This is a genomic window from Neobacillus sp. DFD-2R, from assembly GCF_057747865.1.
In genome coordinates, this window is the sequence record NZ_CM173228.1 from 2,525,958 (window position 1) to 2,550,617 (window position 24,660).

The 24,660-nt window shown below is 37.9% G+C and carries 21 protein-coding genes and 2 pseudogenes; 18 read left to right on the forward strand and 5 right to left on the reverse strand.

What is annotated here, in order from left to right; genetic code table 11:
- Positions 1-10: 10 nt before the first annotated feature.
- The 12 genes and pseudogenes from AC3ANV_RS12635 to AC3ANV_RS12690 all read left to right on the forward strand — a co-directional run bounded on the left by AC3ANV_RS12635 (position 11) and on the right by AC3ANV_RS12690 (position 12,439).
- Entirely contained in the window at positions 11-688 is a 678-nt protein-coding gene (locus AC3ANV_RS12635) for an amino acid ABC transporter permease (protein WP_488313926.1), read from the forward strand.
- Entirely contained in the window at positions 675-1,400 is a 726-nt protein-coding gene (locus tag AC3ANV_RS12640) for an amino acid ABC transporter ATP-binding protein (protein ID WP_488313927.1), read from the forward strand. The genes AC3ANV_RS12635 and AC3ANV_RS12640 overlap by 14 nt, the downstream gene beginning before the upstream one ends.
- Before the next feature lie 523 nt (positions 1,401-1,923).
- Positions 1,924-2,499, forward strand: a pseudogene (locus tag AC3ANV_RS12645) (transposase); the annotation flags it as partial.
- Between the two features lie 529 nt (positions 2,500-3,028).
- Complete coding sequence (locus AC3ANV_RS12650; protein WP_488313928.1) at positions 3,029-3,499, forward strand: CBO0543 family protein; 471 nt, start codon at positions 3,029-3,031, stop codon at positions 3,497-3,499.
- A 398-nt stretch (positions 3,500-3,897) separates the two neighbouring features.
- Positions 3,898-4,287, forward strand: a complete 390-nt coding sequence (locus tag AC3ANV_RS12655) for a hypothetical protein (protein ID WP_488313929.1) — start codon at positions 3,898-3,900, stop codon at positions 4,285-4,287.
- A gap of 308 nt (positions 4,288-4,595) precedes the next feature.
- Complete coding sequence (locus AC3ANV_RS12660; protein WP_488314202.1) at positions 4,596-4,847, forward strand: heterocycloanthracin/sonorensin family bacteriocin; 252 nt, start codon at positions 4,596-4,598, stop codon at positions 4,845-4,847.
- Positions 4,771-4,971 carry a hypothetical protein gene (locus AC3ANV_RS12665; RefSeq protein ID WP_488314363.1) on the forward strand — a complete coding sequence of 67 codons (201 nt, stop codon included), beginning with the start codon at positions 4,771-4,773 and terminating at the stop codon, positions 4,969-4,971. Before AC3ANV_RS12660 ends, AC3ANV_RS12665 begins: the two co-directional genes overlap by 77 nt.
- A 27-nt stretch (positions 4,972-4,998) precedes the next feature.
- Positions 4,999-6,948 (forward strand): putative thiazole-containing bacteriocin maturation protein, encoded by a 1,950-nt coding sequence (locus AC3ANV_RS12670; protein ID WP_488313930.1) that lies wholly within the window; start codon positions 4,999-5,001, stop codon positions 6,946-6,948.
- The gene (locus AC3ANV_RS12675; protein WP_488313931.1) at positions 6,948-8,888 is read left to right on the forward strand and encodes a TOMM precursor leader peptide-binding protein; all 1,941 of its coding nucleotides are present in this window, start codon (positions 6,948-6,950) and stop codon (positions 8,886-8,888) included. The genes AC3ANV_RS12670 and AC3ANV_RS12675 overlap by 1 nt, the downstream gene beginning before the upstream one ends.
- Positions 8,889-8,910: 22 nt before the next feature.
- Positions 8,911-10,494, forward strand: a complete 1,584-nt coding sequence (locus AC3ANV_RS12680; RefSeq protein WP_488313932.1) for a SagB family peptide dehydrogenase — start codon at positions 8,911-8,913, stop codon at positions 10,492-10,494.
- A 498-nt stretch (positions 10,495-10,992) separates the two neighbouring features.
- Positions 10,993-12,084 (forward strand): low temperature requirement protein A, encoded by a 1,092-nt coding sequence (locus AC3ANV_RS12685; RefSeq protein ID WP_488313933.1) that lies wholly within the window; start codon positions 10,993-10,995, stop codon positions 12,082-12,084.
- A gap of 220 nt (positions 12,085-12,304) precedes the next feature.
- Entirely contained in the window at positions 12,305-12,439 is a 135-nt protein-coding gene (locus AC3ANV_RS12690) for a hypothetical protein (RefSeq protein WP_488313934.1), read from the forward strand.
- 189 nt (positions 12,440-12,628) lie between these two features.
- On the opposite strand, the gene AC3ANV_RS12695 is transcribed toward AC3ANV_RS12690, so the two are convergent.
- Entirely contained in the window at positions 12,629-13,102 is a 474-nt protein-coding gene (locus AC3ANV_RS12695) for a DUF1259 domain-containing protein (RefSeq protein WP_488313935.1), read from the reverse strand.
- Between the two features lie 250 nt (positions 13,103-13,352).
- On the opposite strand from AC3ANV_RS12695, the gene AC3ANV_RS12700 reads away from it, so the two are divergent.
- The 5 genes from AC3ANV_RS12700 (at position 13,353) to dsdA (ending at position 19,252) form a co-directional block, all read left to right on the forward strand.
- Positions 13,353-14,174 (forward strand): MBL fold metallo-hydrolase, encoded by an 822-nt coding sequence (locus AC3ANV_RS12700; protein WP_488313936.1) that lies wholly within the window; start codon positions 13,353-13,355, stop codon positions 14,172-14,174.
- Positions 14,175-14,639: 465 nt separating this feature from the next.
- Positions 14,640-15,992, forward strand: coding sequence for an Nramp family divalent metal transporter (locus AC3ANV_RS12705; protein ID WP_488313937.1), 1,353 nt, complete (start codon positions 14,640-14,642; stop codon positions 15,990-15,992).
- A 164-nt stretch (positions 15,993-16,156) separates the two neighbouring features.
- Positions 16,157-16,828: a TerC family protein gene (locus tag AC3ANV_RS12710; protein WP_488313938.1), complete on the forward strand. Its 672-nt coding sequence runs from the start codon at positions 16,157-16,159 to the stop codon at positions 16,826-16,828.
- A 200-nt stretch (positions 16,829-17,028) separates the two neighbouring features.
- Positions 17,029-17,673, forward strand: a complete 645-nt coding sequence (locus AC3ANV_RS12715) for a helix-turn-helix domain-containing protein (protein WP_488313939.1) — start codon at positions 17,029-17,031, stop codon at positions 17,671-17,673.
- 220 nt (positions 17,674-17,893) lie between these two features.
- Entirely contained in the window at positions 17,894-19,252 is a 1,359-nt protein-coding gene (gene dsdA / locus AC3ANV_RS12720; protein WP_488313940.1) for a D-serine ammonia-lyase, read from the forward strand.
- A gap of 430 nt (positions 19,253-19,682) precedes the next feature.
- Here the strand turns inward: dsdA and AC3ANV_RS12725 are convergent.
- Positions 19,683-21,292 (reverse strand): annotated as a pseudogene (locus AC3ANV_RS12725) (GMC family oxidoreductase).
- A 277-nt stretch (positions 21,293-21,569) separates the two neighbouring features.
- On the opposite strand from AC3ANV_RS12725, the gene AC3ANV_RS12730 reads away from it, so the two are divergent.
- On the forward strand, positions 21,570-22,013 hold the full coding sequence (locus AC3ANV_RS12730) for a CarD family transcriptional regulator (RefSeq protein ID WP_488314203.1): 444 nt from the start codon (positions 21,570-21,572) through the stop codon (positions 22,011-22,013).
- Between the two features lie 379 nt (positions 22,014-22,392).
- Here AC3ANV_RS12730 and AC3ANV_RS12735 read toward each other — a convergent pair whose 3' ends face one another.
- From AC3ANV_RS12735 to AC3ANV_RS12745, 3 genes are all read right to left on the reverse strand, one after another.
- Positions 22,393-22,653, reverse strand: coding sequence for a hypothetical protein (locus AC3ANV_RS12735; protein WP_488313941.1), 261 nt, complete (start codon positions 22,651-22,653; stop codon positions 22,393-22,395).
- A gap of 171 nt (positions 22,654-22,824) precedes the next feature.
- On the reverse strand, positions 22,825-23,697 hold the full coding sequence (locus AC3ANV_RS12740; RefSeq protein WP_488313942.1) for a COX15/CtaA family protein: 873 nt from the start codon (positions 23,695-23,697) through the stop codon (positions 22,825-22,827).
- 8 nt (positions 23,698-23,705) lie between these two features.
- Positions 23,706-24,620, reverse strand: a complete 915-nt coding sequence (locus AC3ANV_RS12745) for a heme o synthase (RefSeq protein WP_488313943.1) — start codon at positions 24,618-24,620, stop codon at positions 23,706-23,708.
- Positions 24,621-24,660 lie beyond the last annotated feature (40 nt).

Below are 24,660 nucleotides of genomic sequence, written 5' to 3' on the forward strand. Positions count from 1 at the left end.
GGGATTTCACTTGAACTCTTGGAGTATTATGGTACATGCCTTTCCTCAATTACTACATGGTTTAGGGCGTACCGTTGAATTTTCACTTGTCGCTATTTTTCTTGCAAGCCTCATTGGACTAATTGCCGCGTTGTGTAAACTTTCCCGTTTTCCATTGTTAAGAGGATTAAGTTGGCTATATGTTGAGGTGTTCCGCGGAACCCCTCTGTTAGTTCAACTCCTTTTTATCGCCTTGGGTTTACCTACGATTATTCCATTAAATAAATGGTTTGGAGCAGACGTGTACCCCTTTATCGCGGCTGGAATCGGATTAGCCTTAAACGAAGGAGCATATATTACAGAAATTATTCGTGCCGGAATTCTGGGTGTGGACCGAGGTCAAAGCGAAGCCGCTCATAGCATAGGGATGACTCGAATGCAGACGATGGTCTATATAATATTACCGCAAGCCTTTAAACGAATGATTCCTCCTTTGGTCAACCAATTTGCACAAACAATTAAGGATACGTCGCTGTTAGCTCCTATTGCAATCGTCGAACTCCTATACACAGGCCAAATCATCATAGCTGAAAACTTTGAAGGTTTTCAAATTTATGGAGAAGTCGCGATTTTATACCTCGTCATCATTTTCACTCTTACTCGCATAGCAGGTTATCTGGAGAGGAGGCTGCAAATTGATAAGCGTTGAACATTTGAAAAAATCCTTTGGTTCATTGGATGTATTAAAAGATATCAATGTTCAGATTCATCTAAAAGAAGTAGTTGTGGTTATCGGTCCCTCCGGAAGTGGCAAAAGCACTTTTCTTCGGTGCTTAAATGGGTTAGAGAAAGCAACGGGTGGGACGATTTCGATTTTTGGCACAGAAATCACCAATCCGAAGACAAATATCCATCAACTTTGTCAAAAAGTCGGCATGGTATTTCAACGATTCAACCTGTTTCAGCATTTAACTGTCCTTGAAAATATTACGATTGGAACCCGGAAAGTCCTAAAGATGTCTAAGGAAGATAGCGAAGTGCTGGCACGGCAGCTACTTCAAAAAGTGGGATTATCTCAAAAAGAAAGCAGCTATCCCGATGAATTGTCAGGAGGTCAACAACAACGGGTCGCCATCGCTCGCGCCCTGGCGATGAAACCGGAGGTCATGTTGTTTGATGAACCGACGTCAGCTCTTGATCCTGAAATGGTAGGCGAAGTGTTGAAAGTGATGAAAGATTTGGCAAAAGAAGGAATGACCATGATTGTAGTTACGCATGAAATGGGATTTGCGAAAGAAGTGGGAGATCGAGTGTTATTTATGGACGAGGGTACGATTATCGAAGAAGGCAAACCAGAGGACATATTTTATTACCCTAAGAATGAGAGGACCAAAAGTTTTCTGAGCAAAATTTTACATTAATTAAGGCTATTTTCGCATAGATTGTTGTTTTTCGTATAAGTTTATCAACCGGTATAATTAGAAGCTTCGTGGCATCTTTTCGTAAGAACATTTGCGAAAATTGCCTAGAACCTAGTAAATGAACTTTATTAAGTTTCTAAAGCAACAAAGTTTACGAAAAGAGCCTTAATTAAATAGCCACTTAATCACAAAAAGGACAATCTCCTACTTTGCAGGGTATTGTCCTCAGGCTGTCGAAAAACCCTCGGCAGCCTCTTATTTTATTCAATTACTTTAACAATTCACCGCGTTAATTTGTTATAATATTATTAGTATATTGGTTTTAACATATCTGTTGATTGGCGCTCCAGGCACTTCGCTTTCCGCGGGCGTGCAGGGAAGCCTCCTCGTCGCTTCGCTCCTGCGGGGTCTCCCCTGCCCCGTACTCCCGCAGGAGTCTTCGTGCCTTCCGCGCCAATCAACGAGTGTTTTCAATAAAGACCTTCAGTTCAACTAATAAATAAAAAAATAAGTGGAGAATTCAATGTTTAAGCCAAAAGAGTCTAGCCAAAGTGAATATGAATTTGTTTCTATTGATGAATTGGTACCTGATGGCCATCTTCTTCGTTTGATTGATAAATATATTAATTTTTCGTTTCTTCTTGAAAAGGTCCGTCCTTATTACAGCGATGATAATGGGCGCCCTACGATCCTCTTATTCTTTTTAAAATGATGTTTATTGGTTATATTTACGGCATTCGTTCTGAACGTCAACTAGAAAGGGAAATTAGAACAAACGTTGCTACCGCTGGTTTTAGGTCTAAAATTCAAGGATCCAGTACCTCATCACTCTACGATTAGCCGGAATCGTCAACACCGTTTTAAGGATACAAATATTTTTCAGGAGATTTTTGATGAGATTGTTCTTCTTGCAATGAATCACAAGATGGTGGTCGGTCGTGTTTTATTTACGGATTTAACTCATTTAAAGGCAAATGCAAATAAAAATAAGTATACAAAACAAGAAGTGGAAGCGGATACTCGAGAATATTTTGAAGACTTAAACAAGGCAATAGAAGAGGATAGAATTAAACACGGAAAAAAGCCATTAAAAGAAAAAAGATTGCAATACACTAAGCAAGGTTAGAAAAAGTGTGTTGCAATACTTTAGGTTGATTTGCCTTCCTGTTGATTGGAGCGGAGGGCACTCGACTCCTGAGGGATAGAGAGGTCACTGGAGACCCCGCAGGCGCCAAAAGCGCCGAGGAGGCTCCAGGACCTCCCCGCGGAAAGCGAGTGCCCGGAGCGGAAATCAACAGGCACATTAGCAGGGAGAATCAATAAATTTGGTATTTAGATTCTGACAAAATAAAAAATTGCAGAGAAAAATACCCTTTCTCGACAATCTGAGGAGAATCTCCTACTTTGTAGGGTATTGTCCTTTTTTGTGAATGAAAACAAATAGTGAAAGCAAAAAAAAATTATAGTGCTGATCGAAAATGTTTGATTGGCTATTTTCACCTATATTCCTCCTGTCATTGAATAATATTGAACATAAATTATTTTATAAATATAAGAGGATAATGTTAATTAAATTAGGCAATTGTATTATTATCAAAAATAAATCCTTTGGGAAGGATGTTTTTTATATGGAGAAAAAAATGTTAAACGGCCTTTTTGTTTTGTGCCTTGCTTCCTTGCCCTTTTTATTTAAGGGATCAAAAATGAGAGAAAATCTAGTTATTTTCTTCTCAAAAGGTGTTTTGGCAACACTAGTAGACGCTTATGTTGTTGGTTCCAAAAGAGTCGAATATCCTGCCCGTCCTTTTCCTAAAATTTTCAAAACAAACATTATTTATGACATGTTGTTTTTTCCGCTATTAAGTGTCCTCTGGGTTAAACAAACCTATAATGATAATTTAGGAAAAATTCTGTTGAAAAGTTTGACATGGAGTATCCCCATGAGTGTCGGTCAATGGTATTTTGAAAAAAATTCCAGATTATTCAGATGGAAAAAATGGTCGCCATTCCATACTTTTGGAAGTGTAAGTTTTACTTTATTTACGATAAGAGGATTTATTGCATTGTTAAAAAGATTGGATAAACTCAAGAATGCATAGGTATAGTAAAATAATCAGATAAAAAAAGACTCTCCAAGGGTAAAAGATAATGTAAAAATTTTGTAATACAATGTCAGAATTAGTTGCATTTTGCGCTTTCCCAGAAAATAGAGTATATTTTTATTATTCTGATTATTTTGATAGAAGTCTATTAGAAAGTGTTTATTAAAGGTTTTTTTCGCATCAATTGTTTTTTTCGTACATAGATTAAACCACGTTTTTATCTATTGTTTTGTGCTTTTTTCCTCATTATTATGTTTTTTAAAATCAGAAATTTCATGAAAGCCCTAACAAGGGCTTTTTTCTTTTCCATTTTTTGTACATGTGTCCAAACCCCGGCACAAAACCAATCATAATTTATCTAAAAGAAAAAGAAAGAAAGTAGGAAGAAGTCATTGGTGGAGAATATTAACGAACAGAAACCGAATGGAGAAACTGACCGGTTCTCAAGATTTATGTTTGGAAACAATAAGCACAGAGAAACCTACAAAGAAGGCGTAAATAATTCACAAAAATTGCCCGATCAAAAAGAACAATCATCCTTCGATAACAGATCGAATCGGACCGATGATTGGTTTCTGGGCTTTAGGAGAAAAGAACCTGCGACCAGCACTCAAATCACTCAAAATCAGATAGAAAACCTTCTTAATAATGTAGATTTTGAATTGCTTATGGAAACTATCGATATGCTTGTTACTTCATCGAAACAATTAAAACCACTATTTAAAGAACTCACCCCTCTATTGGATCGATTTAGTAAAAAGTTTAAATCCAAAGAAAATGAATAGATGCTAATTTTATATGTATCTATTAAATTCCTCTCTTTTAAGAGTGTCGATGTAGAGAAGATAAATAAGTAGTAAACAACATTCTAATATACCTCAACGTTAAATAGGCACTCGAATCAGTAACAACCACCTAAAAGGAATCATAATTTGTTGAAGAGAGTACACGTCATATCTGTTGATTTCAATGACAAAGAACTGAAAAATCACCTTCATTCCACTCTCTTTTCAGGTGTCAGTTTAACCTGATGATTAAATACAAAGGGGAGGAAAAAATGCAGAATTTTCAAAATGATATCCAAACACTGGGAATGGGTAATTTCCAAGTTGGTGAGTTTATTCCAATGGATCCTCAAAGCCAAGATCCGCGCCAGTTTGGCGGTATGCGTTGCGGTGGCGGTATGATGTGCGGCGGTATGCGTTGCGGCGGTATGATGTGCGGCGGTATGCGTTGTGGTGGCTTTCATCGCTGCGGGGGCTTTCATTGTGGAGGTTTCCGTTGTTTTAGCTGCTTCAGTTGTTTCAGCTGTTTCAGCTGTTCAAACTGTTGGGGCGGTTGGTAATCGCAAAAAATATGGTCATTTTATAAAAAAGAAGTGCCCGTGCATCACCTTCCGCTGGGGCACTTCTTTTTTGTTTAATCATATTGGACAAATAAAAGTACATAAACTGATAGTGCATAATTAGGAACGATTCGAAATAAGGAGGAGCTGAATGACAAAACTGAACTCAACCTCACGTCTCAAGGTGAAAAGGGATACATTTTATCTGCCTGATCCTCAAGGTGGTGTGTATTTTAGAAATAACGTAAGCTCATTCCGTTTGGAAGGCGGTACAATCTATCAGTGGATTGAAAAACTGATGCCGATGTTCAATGGGGAGCAAACATTGGGAGATTTGACAAAGGGATTAACGGCCCCTTATCGGAACAGGGTATATGAGATTGGAGAATTGTTGTACAAGAATGGCTTTGTTCGCGATACAAGTCAAGATAATCCGCACCAATTAAAAGCAATCGTTCTTGAAAAGTATGCTTCGCAAGTTGAATTTATCGAGAATTTTACGGATTCCGGTGCATACCGCTTTCAAGAATACCGTCAGTCTAAAGTTCTTGCTGTCGGATCCGGCACCTTCATGGTTTCCTTGGCTTCTGCATTAATCGAATCAGGGCTTCCCAAATTCCATTTCATGATCACAGATTCACTTCCTACAAATCGCCTCCGGATTAATGATCTGGTGAAGAATGCCAACAAGGCTGACTCCGAGGTGGAGGTAAAGGAGGTTCCATTTGTAAGAGAGAAGGGCAGAAGTTTTTGGAAGGAAGCTTTACAGCCCTATGATTGGATACTTTATGTCTCCCAGGATGGAAATGTAAAAGAACTTAGGGATTTAAATCTGGTTTGTAAAGAGGATAGAAAGGTATTTCTTCCCGCCATATGTTTAGACCAAGTGGGGCTTGCAGGTCCATTAGTTCATCCGGAATCAGATGGATGCTGGGACTCTGCTTGGCGCCGTATCCATCAATCCGCGTTGCAAGCAGATCGTCCGCTGCAAACTTTCTCTTCAACAGCGGGATCAATCCTGGCGAATGTCACGGTATTCGAATTTTTCAAGAGGGCTGCAGGAATTGCAGGTTCAAATCAGAGTAATCAAATTTACCTACTTGATCTTGAAACACTTGAAGGTGACTGGATTTCCTTTATAACACATCCATTGGTTACGGATAAAAGTGTTTCACCTAAACTGGTGGAGGACCTTGATGTAATTCTTAAGCAAGAAAGGAGTAAAAAGGAACCTTCGGATAATCTCTTGGAATATTTTAGTCTATTAACTTCAGATATAACAGGGATTTTCCATACCTGGGAGGAACGAAACTTGAAACAGCTTCCTCTTTCGCAATGCTATGTTCAAGCAGTAAATCCAGTGTCAGAGGGACCGGCAGATCTTCTGCAGGAGATTGTCTGTTCGGGTTTTACACATGAGGAGGCAAAAAGGGAAGCCGGACTGACTGGTATTGAAATGTATGTTTCACAAATGATCAGGGGACTCAGAGATCAGAAAAGCAAAGCCGGTGTGAACATACCGGGAGGATTTATCGGAATCGGTGCAGGGGAAACAATCGAAGAAGCTGTTTGTCGGGGCTTACAAGCCATTTTAGAGGAGGAATTGAGAAACAGAAAGATCGATCACCTAAATACTATTTTTCGTGTACAACCGGGAAAGATAGAAGATCAACGCTGCAGATATTATTTAAATGCTCTGACTACCTTAAATGGTGCACCGGCAATCGGTTTTGAAAATGAAATTCTTGGCTTTCCCGTGATATGGGTAAGGTCGCATGGCCGTCGGTACACTAGCACAGGTTTAAATACAACCTTAGCCTTACGGAGAGTATTGCAACAAGCAATTGTGGATACTCAGAGCCAGGTGAAATCCATAATGAGGCAAGAGATGGAGTCAGCGGTTTTTCTTGAAAAAAAGGAATCCCAACTCGAAATCCCCTCTTGTAACGATATGACACAATTGGAGCTTTTACAATCTTCCATCCAGGTCTTGAATCAAAACAAAAGACGACTAGCAGTCTACGATCTTGCGTTCGAACCTTTTTTAAAACAGGAACTGGCAGGGGTGGTTGGTGTGCAGTTACGTGAGGGGGAATCGTAATGGCTGCCCATATTCTAATTGACGGAGAGGGTTTATTAGCGGATTATGTTTATGATCAATTGTCCGGCAACTATCTCGTAAAGCGTCAAAGCATTTTAGAAGAGGTTCCCGAAGAAACTGAATTAGCTCTGGTACTGCACGATGCCTGGCATCCATCGGTGCATCAAAAAGCGGAAGAAAGGTTCAGGGCCGCAGGTATCCCGTGGCTACGAGGTTTCGTTTCGTTTGGGGAGGGATTCATTGGTCCATTTGTACGCCCCGATACACCTGGATGTTCTCGTTGTGCTGACATACGGCGAATGATCGCAGGCCCCGATCGTCAAGAGATGTGGGAACTTCAGTTGAGAATGGCAGAAAGTGCAGGGATACAGCGCGATGCATGGGCAACACGAACAGGACTATTGCAGATGGCATTGTTGATAAGTAACGAAGTGCAGAAGGTCCTTCAAGGAGAACGGGCCTACTTAGAAGAAAGAGTGTTCATAACGAATCTGAGAACCTTTACGAACTCCAGTCACTTTTTCTTGCCTGATCCTTTGTGTTGGGCATGCAGTCCATTACCAGATGACACTTCGGAATCAGCTCAAATTAAGTTAGAATCTAGTCCTAAAATAAATGGTTCCGGTTATCGCTGCCGTTCGATGGATGAATTAAAAACAGTGCTGGTCAAAGATTATTTGGATTATCGTACAGGGGTCATGAACGGGAAATTGCAGGATTTTACGCTGCCGTTTGCTGATGTTTTAATAAACATGCCGCTGTTTGGAGCAGACGAGGGAGTGGCAGGAAGGTCTAATTCGTATGAAATGAGCGAGCTAACGGCCATTTTGGAAGGTTTGGAGCGATACTGCGGGATCGAGCCACGGGGCAAAAGGCGGGTGGTTCGTGATAGTTATCGCAATTTGAAGAATATGGCACTTCATCCTGCCAGTGTAGGTTTTCATGAAAAGGAACAATATGCAAAGCCTAATTTTCCATTTAAGCCCTTTCATCCTGATGACCCAATGAATTGGGTCTGGGGCTATTCGTTTTTACAAGAACGTCCAATTCTGGTTCCGGAGTTACTCGCCTATTACAGTTTGGGCTACGAAGAGGGCTTTGTTTATGAAACCTCCAACGGATGTGCATTAGGGGGAAGGTTAGAGGAGGCTATATTCCATGCCATCATGGAGGTCGTCGAGCGAGATTCATTCTTGTTAACCTGGTATGCCAGGCTCCCCCTTCCGCGTCTTGACATTCATTCTGCTAACGATAAAGAATTGCAGCTAATGGTCGACCGTATCCGTGAGGTAGCGGGATATGACCTCTATTTTTACAATTCGACGATGGAACATGAGATTCCAAGCATATGGGCCGTAGCCAAAAACACAAGATCCAATAGAGTAAACCTCATTTGTGCAGCAGGAGCAAATCCCGATCCTGTTAGGGCAGTAAAAAGTTCGATTTACGAGCTTGCAGGAATGATGTATAGGCATGAAGAAAAATTGGAGAAAAACCGACAGAAATACGAAAGGATGTTACACGATCCTTTCGCAGTACAGACCATGGAGGACCATGGCATGCTGTACGGTCTGCCCGAAGCGGAGGAACGCCTGAAATTTTTACTTGATGATCATCGTCCGTTACAGTCGTTTGATAAGGAATTCAAACAGCCGCCGAATACGAAAGACTTGAAGGATGATCTCCAGGAAATTCTTCAGAAGTTTCGTAGGTTAAACCTCGAGGTTATTGTCGTGGATCAGTCAACACCTATAACAAAACGGAACGGATTATTTTGTGTAAAGGTATTGATTCCGGGAATGCTGCCGATGACATTTGGGCATCACCTTACCCGTGTGAGGGGGCTGGAGAGGGTACTCACGGTACCGATGAAACTTGGATTTAGGAAGCAGCCAATATTGTTTGAGCAGCTTAATCCGCATCCCCATCCGTTTCCATAATTGAATAGTAGGAGGCAGAAGGTTGAAGTTAGAAACATTTCTACACAATCTGCATTTTGACACGGATAAAATCTTTCCGCCTGATTGGCAAGTGGATTGGGAAGATGCACCACTTGCCTATAAACTGTATCGTGACCTGCCGGAGATTTCGCTTCCTGCAGATGTACCGTTAACATTCAAAGGACGGGAAGCTCAAGGTAAACCCACCCTGGAAGAACTAGGTCATTTCCTATGGTATGTATATGGCCTTACTCAATACTCTCAATCCGCTTATCCCGTAGGGACCACGGAAAAAACAGTGAGCTTTGCGCAGTCTTTACGGCGATTTGTTCCTTCCGGCGGGGCTTTGTATCCTAATGAATTATACGTGTATTTAAAACTGGAGGACTTATCAGAGGGAATTTACCATTACGATGTGGCACATCACCGCCTTATATTGCTGCGAGAAGGAAATTACGACTCCTACTTATCTAGAAGTCTTGGAAATGGTTGTGATATTTCAGACTGTTTTGCTGCCGTTTTTGTCTCAACAATGTTTTGGAAAAATTTCTATAAATACAATAATTTTTCCTACCGTCTTCAAGGACTTGATACAGGTGTATTAATTGGGCAATCAGTGGAATTAGCGAACCGTATGGGGTTTTCCTCAAGGATTTGCTTCCAATTTCTTGATCGCTCGATTAATCATTTGCTTGGCCTATCTGAACAAGATGAAAGTGTATATGCGGTTATCCCCTTATCAATTAATCAATCGATCTATTGTGTTGACAATGATCATAATCAAGAAGAAATTGTTTCTGCGACTGAATTGTGCCGGGAAGTACCATTGTTGAAGCATGTTTATTATAACCGATCAAAGAGAGTCATTGATTATCCGCTGCTAAGAACACTTAATGAAGCATCGATGTTTGAAACAACTCAGTCATTTGTGAAGTTAAAGAGAGATAATAGTGTGGATGGGCCCTTAGGCATGGAAACGATTATGCTCCCATATACAGAATGCTTAACGTATGATCTTGCAGCCGTTTGCAGAAAGCGGTATTCACCTGATTTCGATTTTATGATAGGAAAAGTAAGTCATAAACATATATCCACATTGTTAAAAGAGACATTTTCCTTCCCGTATCAGAATGACCTTGAGGACACATATGGGAATGTTGAGCCCCGTGTTTCTTTGTACGGCAGTTTTTATAACGTGGAGGGGGTTCCAAATGGTGCTTATTCTTATGACAGAAGTGCTCATGCACTGCGGAGAATAACCCAGGGGGATTACCGGCAGTTTTTACAATATGGATTAACAATGAACAATGTGAATCTGTTGCAAGTTCCTCTCTGCCTGCATGTCATTGGCGACAGAGATCACCTCAAAGAGAAATTGGGTTACAGAGGATATCGCATTCAACAGATGGAAGCAGGCATTCTCGTTCAACGACTGCTCTTGGTGACGTGTGCCTTAGGGATGGGGGGGCATCCACTGCTTGGATTCGATGCGAATCAATGTGATGAACTTTACAGGTTCGATTCAAAAGAAAAAACCAGCTTGATCCAAGTCCCGGTCGGTCCATACCGTCCCCGAGCCTGGTTAAAAGGGGCTTTGCTTAGCTAGGCGAGACAAGAGGCTGGAAGTCCATGTCTCTATAGTAAGATATCGAGCGATAGAAGGGGGTAAAAATAATCTGAAAGACTAAATGGAATTCACGAATAGTAAAGATTGATAACTTTTTACTTCAGAGGTATAACTAATATAAAGCAAGGCAAAGCACCCGAAATTTTACTAAGGAAATTTCGGGTACTTTTTTATTGTTAGGAAATTATAAAATAATTTGGTATGGATAACTTGAAAAAGTTAACTGAATCCAGCTCCAGCGCCCAGCGGCTAGTGGACTTCGCTCTTCTCCCTACGATAAGTCAACATCGGATCGCTATCGCTCTCCGTGTTTCCTTTATCTCAGTCGAAGCGCTCCAGTCCATACGCCGCTAACTGGGCGCTTGCGCCTTTTGTTCTTGGAAAAGAAAGATTTAATTCTGCCTTAGAGAACCTATTATTCCTAGATTGTTAGGAAATCATCCTATATTCTGTTAGGAGGTAGGAAGGAGTGAATAGATGGAAGAAAAGAAAGTAACGTGGTTAGAGCTCTTTTATGATTTGCTAATTGTGGCAGCTGTTACGACTGTGACCCGTATTTTACTACATGTAGAAGAAGGGTATATTCCTTTAGAATATTTGTTGAAGTTTGTTTTAATTTTTATCCCTATTTGGTGGGCATGGGTTGGACAAACTATGTTTTATAATCGATTTGGCCAAGACTTATTGTATCAACGTATATTTACGATTCTGCAAATGTTTTTTGTTCTTATTATGACTGCCAGCTTATCTGTTGATTTTGATCGTTACTATCTCCCATTTTTTATTGGCTATATCGGATTAAGGATACTGACCGCGATCCAATATCTTGTTGCCGGGCGTTCAGAAGAAGGTTATCGAAGAAAAACAGCTCATTATTTGGGTACGCGTTTTTGGATCGGTGTTATTCTCTCATCTTTCTCTCTCTTTTTTGATTCGTGGATCAGATATGCAGTTTTATATGCAGGTATTTTTGTCGATATTCTTGTGCCAATTTTCGGGCGAAAGTATTTGGTAAAAGCTCCGACAAATACAGCTCATTTATTAGAACGATTTGCCTTATTGACATTAATCTTGTTTGGAGAATCTGTTGTCAGCATTCTTTCTGTATTACAACCACAAAAAGGCGATTGGGAGCTAATATTATTTTCAATCATTTCATTTGTCCTTATCATATCGATGTGGTGGCAGTATTTCGATAATATGGAAAAGAAGGTAGACAAATTAATCCAAACAGCCGGACAAACGATTATTTACGGCCATCTGTTTATTTTAATGTCTTTGAGTATGATCGCAGCATCGATTAAACTGTTGTGTTTACATGAGGTACATTATTCATTTATTCGTTATTTTGTTTTTGGTTCTGTCTTGCTCTATTTCCTTGCAACTACTTTAGTTTTCCACCAATATAGACATGAGCACCATCGGTTGAAAATCTATCATTTGGGATTATTTTTAGGTATTTTATCAGTCTTTTTTATTATTAATTTAATTATGGTTGTTTCAAACATTGTTATTATGGGTGAATTAACCCTGTTTTTTATCATTTATGCTAAATTAACAACCACTTAATTTGCTACTTAGGGCAGATTGTGGTTGTATGACAACAACGAAGATGGACGTAAATAGATTATTTTTCTAAAGTATCATGGAAATTAATTAAAGATTAAACTGTAAGTCTTTCCGTCAATAAATTAGTTCATTCAGATTTCTGTTGAATAGAATTATGTAAAAAAAGGGTAGATTGGTATTATTAATTAGCCTGTAAAAACAAAATATAGTGAGGCGATTTATGATGATTCAACCAATATTAAAACAAGAAGAAGAATGTCCGGCATGTAACGGCGAAGGGGAGATTTGGTTTAACACAATAATAGGTGCTGACAGCAAGCCTTGCAATACTTGCAACGGAACGGGTAAGTTGTAAAGATAACTTCAAGTAATGAAAAATATTTCTTGAAATAAAGCGATTTAAGAAAAACAAAAATGAGACAATTATTTGTGATAAACTTAAAAATGATTTATTAAACGTCTACATTAAATTTTCAGATTCAAAATGATAATTATAAAAATAAGCCCTTTGTGATATTCTAAAAAAATCACAAAGGGCTTGTCTTTAGAAAATGCCTACTTCTCTTGCTGCTTCAATACTGTTCCTAGCAAACTCAAAAGGATCCCCAACATTCTCCCAATGCATATACATTAACCGTGGTTCTTCAAAAAGCCAATGGTTATGGACAGCTGTAACCGTAATTCCCCTTCTTCGTAATGCTGATAGGAAAGGATTAATTTCTCTTTGAAGGATAACGGTTTCACCTAGATTAAGAGTTTTTCCATTTATATTGTTTTCAAACGAAAGGGCAAATGGAAGGGCTAGTGGGGAACGGGTACGGCGACCTAAAATAGTTGCTTTAATATTTCGAAGGCGCTGAACAACGCAGACAGGGGTTGCTGTGATAACAATGCCACCGATAATATCAGCTAGTCGTTGGCAGGTTGATGTATTGGTTACATCAACATTTGGATTGTTTCGATTTGAACTTCTTAAGAAATTTTGATTTCCCAAGTTATCAAATTCTCTTCTGCTCACTTAAAATCATCTCCTTGTCCATTTTCTCACTAAACAGTTTATTCATAAATTTTAGACAGGACTAGGCATATTACCAAGGACTAAAACGTTTTTTGTAGAATATTTGTTATACATAATGATTAATGTCATTGCGAAAAACTTGTCCCAAAAGCCCCACTTTTTTCCTTTATTAAATGGTTAGCAATGGTATAGTTAAAAATAATTTTATAGTCATTTATATTATTAGATTAGGAAAGGAAGTTGTGAAATTTTGACTAATTATATTTGTGAGACTTGTGGAGTTCAGTATGAAAGTTCAATTGAAGTACCGGAACAATGTACCATCTGCACAGAAGAGAGACAATATGTAAATCCAAATGGGCAGTCCTGGACAACATTAGAAAAAATGAAAAAAGGCGGGTACAAAAATACCATTAATTTAGAAGAAAAAGGCTTATATAGTATAAAAACAACTCCGGACTTTGGAATTGGTCAAACTGCCTATCTTATCAAAAGTGAAGGCTTTCATTTATTATGGGACTGTTTAACTTACATTGACGAGAAGACGATTAAAGAGATCAATGAATTGGGAGGAATTAACGCCATTGCATTATCACACCCTCATTATTATTCCAGCCAAGTTGAATGGGCTGAAGTGTTCAATGTGCCAATTTATATCCACGAAGATGATAAAGAGTGGGTTATGAGACCAAGTGATAAAATTGTTTTTTGGTCAAATGAATCCCTTGAATTACAAAAGGACGTTGTTCTTCATCGTTTAGGAGGGCATTTTAAAGGTGGGGCTGTTTTAGAATGCAATGATGTAAATGAGAAAAAAGGAATTTTGCTAACAGGTGATATTATCCAAGTTGTAGCCGACACTCAATGGGTTAGCTTTATGTATAGTTATCCAAATCTTATCCCGCTGCCTGCATCAAAAGTACAAGAGATTGCAGATATCGTAAAAGAATTGAGGTTTGATCGTTTGTATAATGCTTTTCATCGCATCGTAAAAAAAGATGCAAAAATGGCTGTACAGAAGTCAGCAATAAGGTATATTGAAGCATTAAATGGAACATTGTTTACTACATAGAGAAACCATTTCAAATGCATGAATGGACCTATTTAAATTAAATAAAACTTTATTTTTTGGCGCTGTTAAAGCTCATTGTTGATTTAACTCACTCTGTTGATTGGAGCGAAAGGCGCGAGACTCCTGCGGGAAAAGCAGGTCAAGGGAGACCCCGCAGGCTTAATGCTTGAGGAGGCTTCCGACCGCCCGCGGAAAGCGAGCGCCTGGAGCGGAAATCAACAGGCAAGTTTAACAGAGCCTATTTTTAAAAAGTAAGGGGGATAATACCTAACTTTAAATCCCCCTTAACTTAATTTCCCATAAAAGTTTCCCTTGACTAAAAAACTTTATATTATACAATTTTAATAAGCAACAATTCAATGCTCCTTCATATAATTAAATTACGAGGGTAAGAGATTTTTTTTACTCAAAAAGTTTCCTTAATACAAAATATTTAGCACGTACCAATAATGAGGTGATACTAAAATGAGCGAAAATGTAAAAGAACTGCCTATGGCAGTTGAAGAGGGTTGGAGAAATAAACGAACACAGCCTTCCTTACCAGAAGTTTATAGAAGTATTCGTATTCCAAAGGCGGGTTCGTGGGTAAAAAAATTCTTAGCTTTTGCCGGACCGGGCTACTTAGTTGCCGTTGGCTATATGGATCCGGGTAATTGGGCAACAGATATTGCAGGTGGCTCGTTATTTGGATACACTTTACTTTCCGTTATTTTATTGTCTAATTTAATGGCCATCCTACTTCAAGCACTTGCCGGTAAATTGGGAATTGTTACGGGAAGAGATTTAGCTCAAGCCTGCCGTGAACATTATAATAAACCAGTCGCAATGAGTTTATGGATTTTATGTGAATTAGCGATAGCTGCATGTGACTTAGCAGAAGTAATCGGGTCGGCAATTGCTTTAAATCTATTGTTTGGAATCCCTTTGATTTATGGTGTTATCATTACAGCTTTAGATGTACTAGTGGTACTGCTTTTACAAAATAAAGGTTTTCGTTATATTGAAACGCTGGTTATTGTTCTAATTGTTACAATTGGAGGTTGTTTTGCAACTGAAATCTTTCTTTCTAAGCCTGATGTAGGTGGGATTTTAAAAGGGTTTGTACCGAGTACAACGATTATTAGTAACCCAACAATGCTTTATATTGCGATCGGTATTTTAGGTGCAACGGTCATGCCTCATAACCTGTACCTTCACTCTTCCATTGTTCAAACTAGAAAGTATCAACAAACAAGTTTGGGAAAACGTCAGGCGATTAAATACGCAACATGGGATTCAACCATTGCCCTATTTTTTGCCCTATTTATCAATGCCGCAATCCTGATCGTTTCGTCTGCTACATTCCATCAAGCAGGAATGACAGGGGTTGCAGAAATTAATGATGCTTATCAATTACTTACTCCACTTCTAGGAACTACGCTAGGAAGCATCTTGTTTGGCGTTGCCTTACTTGCTTCCGGTCAAAACTCAACATTAACAGGAACATTGGCAGGTCAAATAGTGATGGAAGGCTTTTTAAATATCCGTATTCCTGCTTGGCTAAGAAGACTTATTACACGACTAATTGCCATTGTACCTGCTGTTATTGTAACGGCTCTTTATGGCGAAAATGGAACGGCTCAACTACTCATATTAAGTCAGGTGATACTATCTTTACAGCTTTCATTTGCAGTAGTGCCGCTTATTAAATTTACGAGCGATAAAAAGAAAATGGGTGAGTTCGTTAATCCCTTATGGCTTAAAATTTTGGCTTGGATTGTAGCGTTTATTATTATAAGTTTAAATATATATTTACTATTTCGAACGTTTTTCGGTTAGGCGGGTTAATAAGGTATAGGTCAATCCTATGCCTTTTTGTTTTTATTGATTTGAATTTCAAAATTAAATAAGTTTTGGAAAAACTTCCCTATGCTCGTTTCATTTTTAACTTTTGTCTTGCATACTAATAGGGAGGAGATGCGGAAAAAAAGGAGAAAATGAAAATGCTGGTTTTTTTCAAAGTGTTCTTCATAAATCTTGTGAGTGACATTGATAACATGCTTATCTTAGGAACCATTTTACGGGAATATTCTTATCTGAAGTTAACTTTTCCTGCAGTCATAGTTCTAACCTTTACAAGAACCGTTTATATCGTTTTAATTAATGGCCTTTCAAATGTCCCAATGCTTCATTTATTGATGGGGATCATTTTATTTTTTATTGCCTTTAAACTCGTAAGAAGGTCAACAAGAGAGGAATATCTTAGACCTTCAAATTACTCTCCAAAATTAAAAGCAAAGGCTTTATTAATACTTGCGGCAACAGATTTTCTAATATGTTTAGACAGTGTGATTATCATTTCGGGAATTTCTCAAAATGTTAAAGCCATAACATTGGGAATTTTCTTCAGTCTTTTAATCTCGCTTCTTTTTCTGCCCCTTATTGTAAGGCTAGCGGTAAACTATTTCTGGATTAATATCATTGCGGGAGGCTTTATAGCTCAACATGCTGTCGTTGGTATATTAAACGATCCAATGGTTTCTAACTGGATCTACACCATTAATAAAAGTCTCCCTGAAGCTAATATTGTAAACATTGTAGCTAACGGGACCATCATCATTTTTGTCGTGATAGGGTTATATTCATATATCAAGCACCATCGCATTTATAGATAATTTTCGATGATGGTTTAATTTTTGGTTTGGAAACCTTAATTGGAAAACTTATTGAAGTTCTTCAAAAATAACGCAATTCAATACCGTATTGAAGAATATTTTAAAATAAATGCGAAGAAGTAGGTAATGGTCCAGCCCTTTTTCATTTACTAAACATATTAAAAATATAAAAGATCTAATGTAATAAGGGGAGTTACCAAGTGGAACTTGATAAAATAATGGGAGTAGATGAAGCATCTGAACTATGGAAATTATCACCGGGATTCATTAAGGATCTCTGTGAAGAAGGTAAGATCAAATGCAGAAAGATTGGAGAAACCTGGATTATTGATAAAGAACAACCTAATCCATCACGTGAAGCAGACGAGAGCGAAGTGATTAAGCAAAAATATTTGGAATTCGTCCAGTCATACCTTTCTGAAGAGCCAGAAACAGAAAAAACAGAATTGCTTCCTAATTTATGGATTGTAACCAACAAGAACCACAATTTTTATGCAACAATCGAGTGTAAATATAGAATAATTGATAGTATAACCTTGGATAAAGTGTGCTTTGCAGCTGTAACTCAGCTCGATAATGAAGGTGTTGAAATAGATAAAGTCAATTACTTATTAAAAATTAAAGAGGATGATCTAAAGGAAAACATTTTCAACCTTACTGATGAACAGTATGAAATGTTTATCGAAACTCATAACTTCCATATGCAATCAATGAATACTGCAGATAAAAAGAAATATGCATTAGAAAACGTGAAAAAGGTCGAATGGGATTATCAAGAAGATTGTATAAAGGTTTCCTATGATGATAAATGGTGGTATTACGATCAAAGCTGCAGCTGGTACTGACCAAAATAGCGATTACTACAAATGAATCTGCATCCTATAAATAACTTGATAAAGCACTCGAAATTTCACTTAGGAAATTTCGGGTGCTTTTATAGTTTTCAAGTACATAACGGATTTTACGGAAGGATATAAAACATTTATGGTAAAATTATAAAATGAAGTCGGAATTTTAGATTCTTAAGGACTCAGGAATGAAAGAAAACAAGGAGTGGAGCGGACATTGGGGAAGGTTAACCCTGAAAATTTAAACGCGTTGGTAGAGAAATATCCGTTAGTTAAAAAGCTTGCTTCATTAGAAGAACTTTTTTGGCTTAATCCTCATATGGATAAATTCGAAAGAGGAATAGAAAAAGCCACCATTACTGAAAAAGATGTTCTGGATGCAGAGGAAAGATTAAAGCGGTTTGGACCATATATCGCCAAGGCTTTCCCTGAAACAAACACCACGAATGGGATTATCGAATCTCCCTTGGTAAGAATTTCTTCGATGAAAAAACATTTGGAACAGCAAGTACAACAACCGATATTAGGTGATTTATTATTAAAGTGTGATAGCCATCTTCCAATCTCAGGTTCTATAAAGGCAAGGGGAGGAATCTACGAAATACTTAAACACGCAGAAAAGTTAGCAATTCAACACCAATTGTTATCCCTTCATGATGACTATTCGATTTTCACAAGTGATCGGTTTCAAGATTTTTTCTCAAACTATTCCATCGCAGTAGGGTCAACAGGAAATTTAGGGCTTAGTATTGGTATTATCAGTTCAAAATTAGGTTTTCAGGTAACCGTTCATATGTCGGCTGATGCAAAGCAATGGAAAAAAGACCTGCTTCGGAGCAAAAATGTCCAAGTAATAGAATATGAGGCCGATTACAGTAAAGCCGTGGAGGAGGGTCGAAAACAAGCCGCGGCAGATTCTAACTGTTATTTCGTAGATGATGAAAATTCTCACGATCTTTTTCTAGGGTACGCTGTAGCAGCGTACCGGTTGAAAAAACAATTAGAAGAGCTTGGTATTATCATAGATGAAAATCATCCGTTATTTGTTTATCTTCCATGCGGGGTTGGGGGCGGTCCAGGAGGAGTTGCTTTTGGCTTAAAATTAATATTTAAGGACCATGTTCACTGTTTTTTTGCAGAACCTACTCATTCTCCATGTATGCTGCTCGGATTAATGACCGGATTTCATGACCAAATTTCAGTTCAGGATGTAGGGATCGATAATCTAACGGATGCAGATGGACTTGCCGTTGGCCGGCCATCGGGATTTGTCGGGAAAACGATTGAGCCATTTTTAAGCGGAAGTTACACTGTAGGTGATGGACAATTGTATCAGCACTTGAAAGCATTGGTGGATACAGAGGGGATTCTGTTAGAACCTTCCGCATTAGCCGGTATGATTGGTCCAATTAAACTATTGAAAGAGGGGGCCGATTATTTATTGAGGCATGATTTAACTAAAAAAATGAAAAATGCTACGCAGATTGTTTGGGGCACTGGCGGCAGCATGGTACCTCAAGAAATCATGGCGAAATATTATCAAAAGGGATCTGAGTTTGAAAAGAATTCCTATTGAGAATGAATAACTTTTAAAAATAATGTTCACTGAAATTTCCAAGGGCTATTTTCTAATGCCAACTAAGGATTAATAATATAAAAGTGCTTTCCGTTTGGAAAGCACTTAGATTGTCAAGAAAGGGTATTTTTCTCTGCAATTTTTTATTTTGTCAGAATCTAAATACCAAATTTATTGATTCTCCCTGCTAATGTGCCTGTTGAAACTGATATACTAATAATATTATAGCAAGTTAACGCGGTGGATTGTTAAAGTAATTGAATAAAATAAGAGGCTGCCGAGGGTTTTTCGACAGCCTGAGTGCTTTCCGTTTGGAAAGCACTTTTATATTATTAAATTCTGTGAGTTTAGACAGGACTAATCTTATTTTCGAGGATAAAAAACCCTTATATTTTAGAACGCTAATTTTATATTATCTTAAAAGTAATATCTAAAAACTTGCTTGAGTATCATCGCTATTTTCCTGTATTAAACGTTTTGCAATGGTATATCCGATTAGGTAGGCAGAGGCGGAGGTGTTGCCATCAACAGTAAAGGGTATGATTTGTGCATCCGCAACAACTAAATTATTGACTCCATATACCCTTCCATAACGATCCACTACGCCCCCCTTATTTAAAGGAGCCATTCGAAGTGAACTTTGTTGATGGTGATTATGACCGAAATTCTCCTTAATAAAGTTTTCAAGTTGATCCCATTATCAATTGTTTCCATTGTTGGATTGATAAGCTGATACCGTGGATCAATTTTTGAAAGCTTTACCGCAATATTTTTAATATAAGTCTTATATATCTCTTTAATTGATTCCAGGTCATAGCTATTATCAAGAAATCCTTCGTTCGCAAGCACAATTTTCAAGGGATCATTACTTTGAATTTTGATTGATCCGCGACTTTTAGGTTGAAAAAATAAAATAGCAATATTTAATTTTTCCTCTGAAACAATACCAACAAGTTGAACAGCACGGTGTTGATCAAGATTCCCAGTCAGAGGATGAGGTAAAAAGGCCCCCCCTGAATAAAGAGAATATGGGTCGTTTTGAAGCTCAGGAAGATGCCTTTGATTAACAGTAAATGTAGCAGTATTTAACGTATGATTCGTTAAATATTTGCCTACATTTGGATTATCAAAAACGACTGGAATACCGACCCGGCTTAGGTCTTTTGAAGAACCGATTCCAGATAACATTAAAAGATGGGCGCTGTTTATGCCTGCTGAAATAATTACTTTTTTTCGGGCAAATGCTTTTACTTTTTTCCCTTCTTTAAGAAATTCAAGACCAATCGCGATTTTTCCCTTAAATAAGATGCGAAGAGCAGTTGATTTATAAACAACCCTTAATTTTCGGCCATTTACCCCAATTCCATCGGGAGTCACAATGTCTGAAGACAAAAAGGCAGTGGAAGAACTTTCACGCTCACCATTCGGTTTTTGAAATAATTGCCATCGCGTAAAGGGACCAAGGGGAGTTCTGGGGTCATTATAATCAAGTATTTGATTAAAACCTGTTGCGTGTTCCATAGCTGAAACCAATTTTTTCGTCATACTGGGTGGATTGTTAGGAGCTTGTCTGATGTTTAGGCGACCACTGAAGCCATGAATTTCCGGATTATTCGTTTTGCCATGATAATTCTCTAACTGTTTAAAGTTATGAATCGCTTGTTCAGGTGACCACATTGATCCTAAAAGCCTTTCCCATTCTTTTAAAACAGCAGGTGTAGGTCTAACATACTGTTCTCCGTTGATGGAAGATCCCCCTCCGGAAAGCCGACCTGTTGTCCATTCAAAGGTTCTTTCATCTACACCTGGTTGTGGGATGCCTTCTCCTTGCCAAAAATATTCCGGGAAAAATTTTTCTTCTAGTTCAGGAGCAAATCTGGAATCTCTAATCGGCTTATCCTTGTCATTATTTTCCCCTGCTTCTAATACCAGAACTGAAGTTTTATTATCATCTGTCAGTGTCTTAGAAATAACTGCACCGGCAGGTCCAGTCCCTACAACAATATAATCAAAGAGATTTTTTGACTGACTTATATCCATTTTCATTCCCTTTTATTCAATTTATTTATCTTATGAAAAAAAGAAGGGGGATAAGTGGGTGAAGATAACAGATGTTAACAAAATCATATAATTATCAACCAACTCAGGTAATGAATTAAAAATCAATTAAAGTCATTATAAAATTATTGACATTAAATAATATTTAATGATAAAATGATTAATTTTGTTAAATTAGAAGTTATGTGGTACAATTAGGAAGGTTTAAAATTCGGAGGTGATTTAGTTGTTTCAAGTTGGTGATTACATTGTTTATCCAATGCAGGGTGCCGGAGTCATTGAAGCGATAGAAGAAAAAGAAATTCTTGGTGAGAAACAACAGTATTATGTAATAAAAATGCCAATCAGTAAAATGCAAGTAATGATTCCTATTAGTAAAGTAAAAAAATCACGGATTCGCTTAGTAACCGATATGCTTACACTTGAAAACGCATTGCACATTTTTCGTCATGGACAAACTGATACAACCCTTTCAATGAAAGAAAGATACAAGATAAATACGGAAAAATTAAGAACGGGTAATATTCAAGATGGAGCTGAAGTTGTACGTGATTTAATGCGTATAAACAAAAATAAAGCATTAAATTCTTCTGAAAAGCAAATGCTGGAGAGTGCTCGGAGAATTTTCATCAGTGAACTCGGTTTAATTAGAGGGATTACTGAAAATCAGGCAACAGATTTTTTAAACAACAAGGTCGGCTAAGTGCTTAATTTCAAAGTTGACCTCAGCACGAAAGACCACCGTGCGTTTTTTAAGTATTAATAACTTCCTAAAACATATTTCATCATGGACCTCTTTATTTCCTCACATTATTAGAATATTTTTAATTACTCTCGTACAATTCTTTTTTACAGTAATGAAACAAAAACACTACTATATTTTTAATATTATGGTCTTTGATTTAAATGTACCTTATGTAACTAATCACTTTTCGAAGTATTTTTTTACTGGAATATAAACGGTGTCAGGCACGTTTTAATGGATAACAAGGTGTCAGACACCGTTAATTGGTTCGGATTATTTTCAAAACTATAAAATATTCCGCTTAAAAAAGGCGAGTTCAATTGCCTGAAAGTCCTTCTTATCGCAAGGTTCTTTTTGGAACTAAGTATAATTTTGTATCCTTTTTCTTACTCTCCGTATCAGTAACTTCATCCATTAAGCTAATAGACATTCCAAACATTAAAGTAATTAAAGAAGCAATGACAACACCTATACCGGTCGCGGTATAAAAATAACCTCCATTGGTAGCGCTTACAAAAAAACTTGAAACAAAAATAATGATACCAATACCTACCCCATAAATGGACGCTTTAAAAATTTTTAAATATTTATAATGCATTGTCATCATCTCCTTTACTGAATATTCTATCAATTGTCACAAAATTGTCAAACTTTTTTTGAAAGATAAATCTGACAAATCAAATTATTTGCAAATTAAAATTTTTCAAAAGAGTAAGGGATTTTTATAAGTGGAACTAAAAAAATCCTAAACTTTGAATTTAGGATTTTTTTAACTGCTTTGAAAGCATATAATACTTTGAATTCCAACAAGCAAGGACAATATTGAAACATGTACTAGAACTGCTCCCAAACTCAAATGAGTATATATCAAAAGAGCACCACTTAATCCTTGAAGGAGAATGAAGATAAAACCAATTAAACTGAAGCGATAGATGTCCGGCCGAACATGGCGATATTTTTTGGCCATCCGAATTAATAAGAATAAAAGAACGATTAAACCGAGTGCAAACAAACGATGGATGACGTCGACCCAAAAGGCATTACCGACAGATGAAAGGTGTTCAGCTGGTAATGGAAAACCGCGAAAGGCTTCACCCGATCCCGATTTGGCAACATATCCTCCAAAATAAATGGCGGCATATAAAAATACAAAAGTAAACCAAGAAAAAAATCTAAAAGAAGAAGGCATTTTTTCCAAATGGTGAATGTCTCTTTCTTCGAGATAAATAACATATGCAATATTGACTACAGCCGAAAACGATATAAGGGCAATGCCTAGATGTGCCGCGAGAAGCATTGGAGAAAGTGAAATCATTACTGTCAAGGCACCTAGAGTTGATTCCCCAAGGATTCCTAAAATGGCAAAGAGAACTAGCCATTTAATCTTCCGAGATCTATAGCGGAACCAAGCAACTGCCGATACAATGAATAATAAAATACTCGCTAATCCAACAACCACTCGGTGAGTGTATTCAATAACAGAATGATAGTCGGAAAAGGTAGGAAAGAGTCTTCCGTTACACAGAGGATACCCATGCCCACACCCCATGGCAGAATGGGTCATCGTATCAACAAAACCTATAATGTTCACTAAAAAAAGTGTTGCAGCCGCAATAAAAGAGAGCCAAAAATATCGCATCATCCCGCCTCCTAAAAGATTCCGATTACCATGGTCGAAAACATGGCTAAAATATAGAATATGGAGCAAATAAACGTTCGTTTTGCCCAGATAAATTGATGGTCTTCCTCTTTCCGCATTTTCCATGTGCAATAAAGAAGAAAGCTATTAAAAATGATGGCACCAGCGAGATAAAAATAATTAAAGTTCCCATAGGCAAACAGAACTAAGGAACAAATAAATAAAAGAACCATATATACTAGACTTTGAATTTTGGTTGAACCTGGGCCTTTTACCACCGGCATCATCGGAATCCCAGCTTTAGTGTATTCTTCGTTTTTATATAAAGCAAGCGCCCAAGAATGGGGAGGAGTCCATAGGAAGACAATCAAAAACATTAACCAAGCCGTGATGTTTAGACTCCCTGTTACGGAAGCCCAGCCAATCAAAATAGGAAACGCTCCAGCTCCGCCACCAATGACAATATTTTGAGGTGTGCGGCGTTTTAACCACATCGTGTATACAACAGCGTAATAGAAGTAGCCTGCGGCATTTAAAAAAGCTGTGAGAGGGTTCACAAAGATAAACGCAACAACCACAGATATAATACCTAAAAATATACCGAAGCGAAAAACAGATGAGGGAGCGATCAACCCAGCAGGAATGGGACGTTTAGCGGTCCGTTCCATCATTACGTCAATATCCCGATCAAACCACATATTTATTGCTGCTGAACCACCTGCGGAAGAAGAAGCACTTAAAAGCATAGCAAATATGACAGAAATTGTAGGAACACCTCTTTGTGCAACCAATGCGGCACAAAGCGAAGTAAAAGTTAGCATGACCAATATTTTTGGTTTCGTTACCTCTATATATGTAGAAATAACCTGAGTAAACTGATGCAATCGAGAGGGTGATTCCTGTCGAATTTCATTTAAAACTGACACAGAGCTCTCACTCCTTTTTATTTAGCTCAAGCGCCCAGCG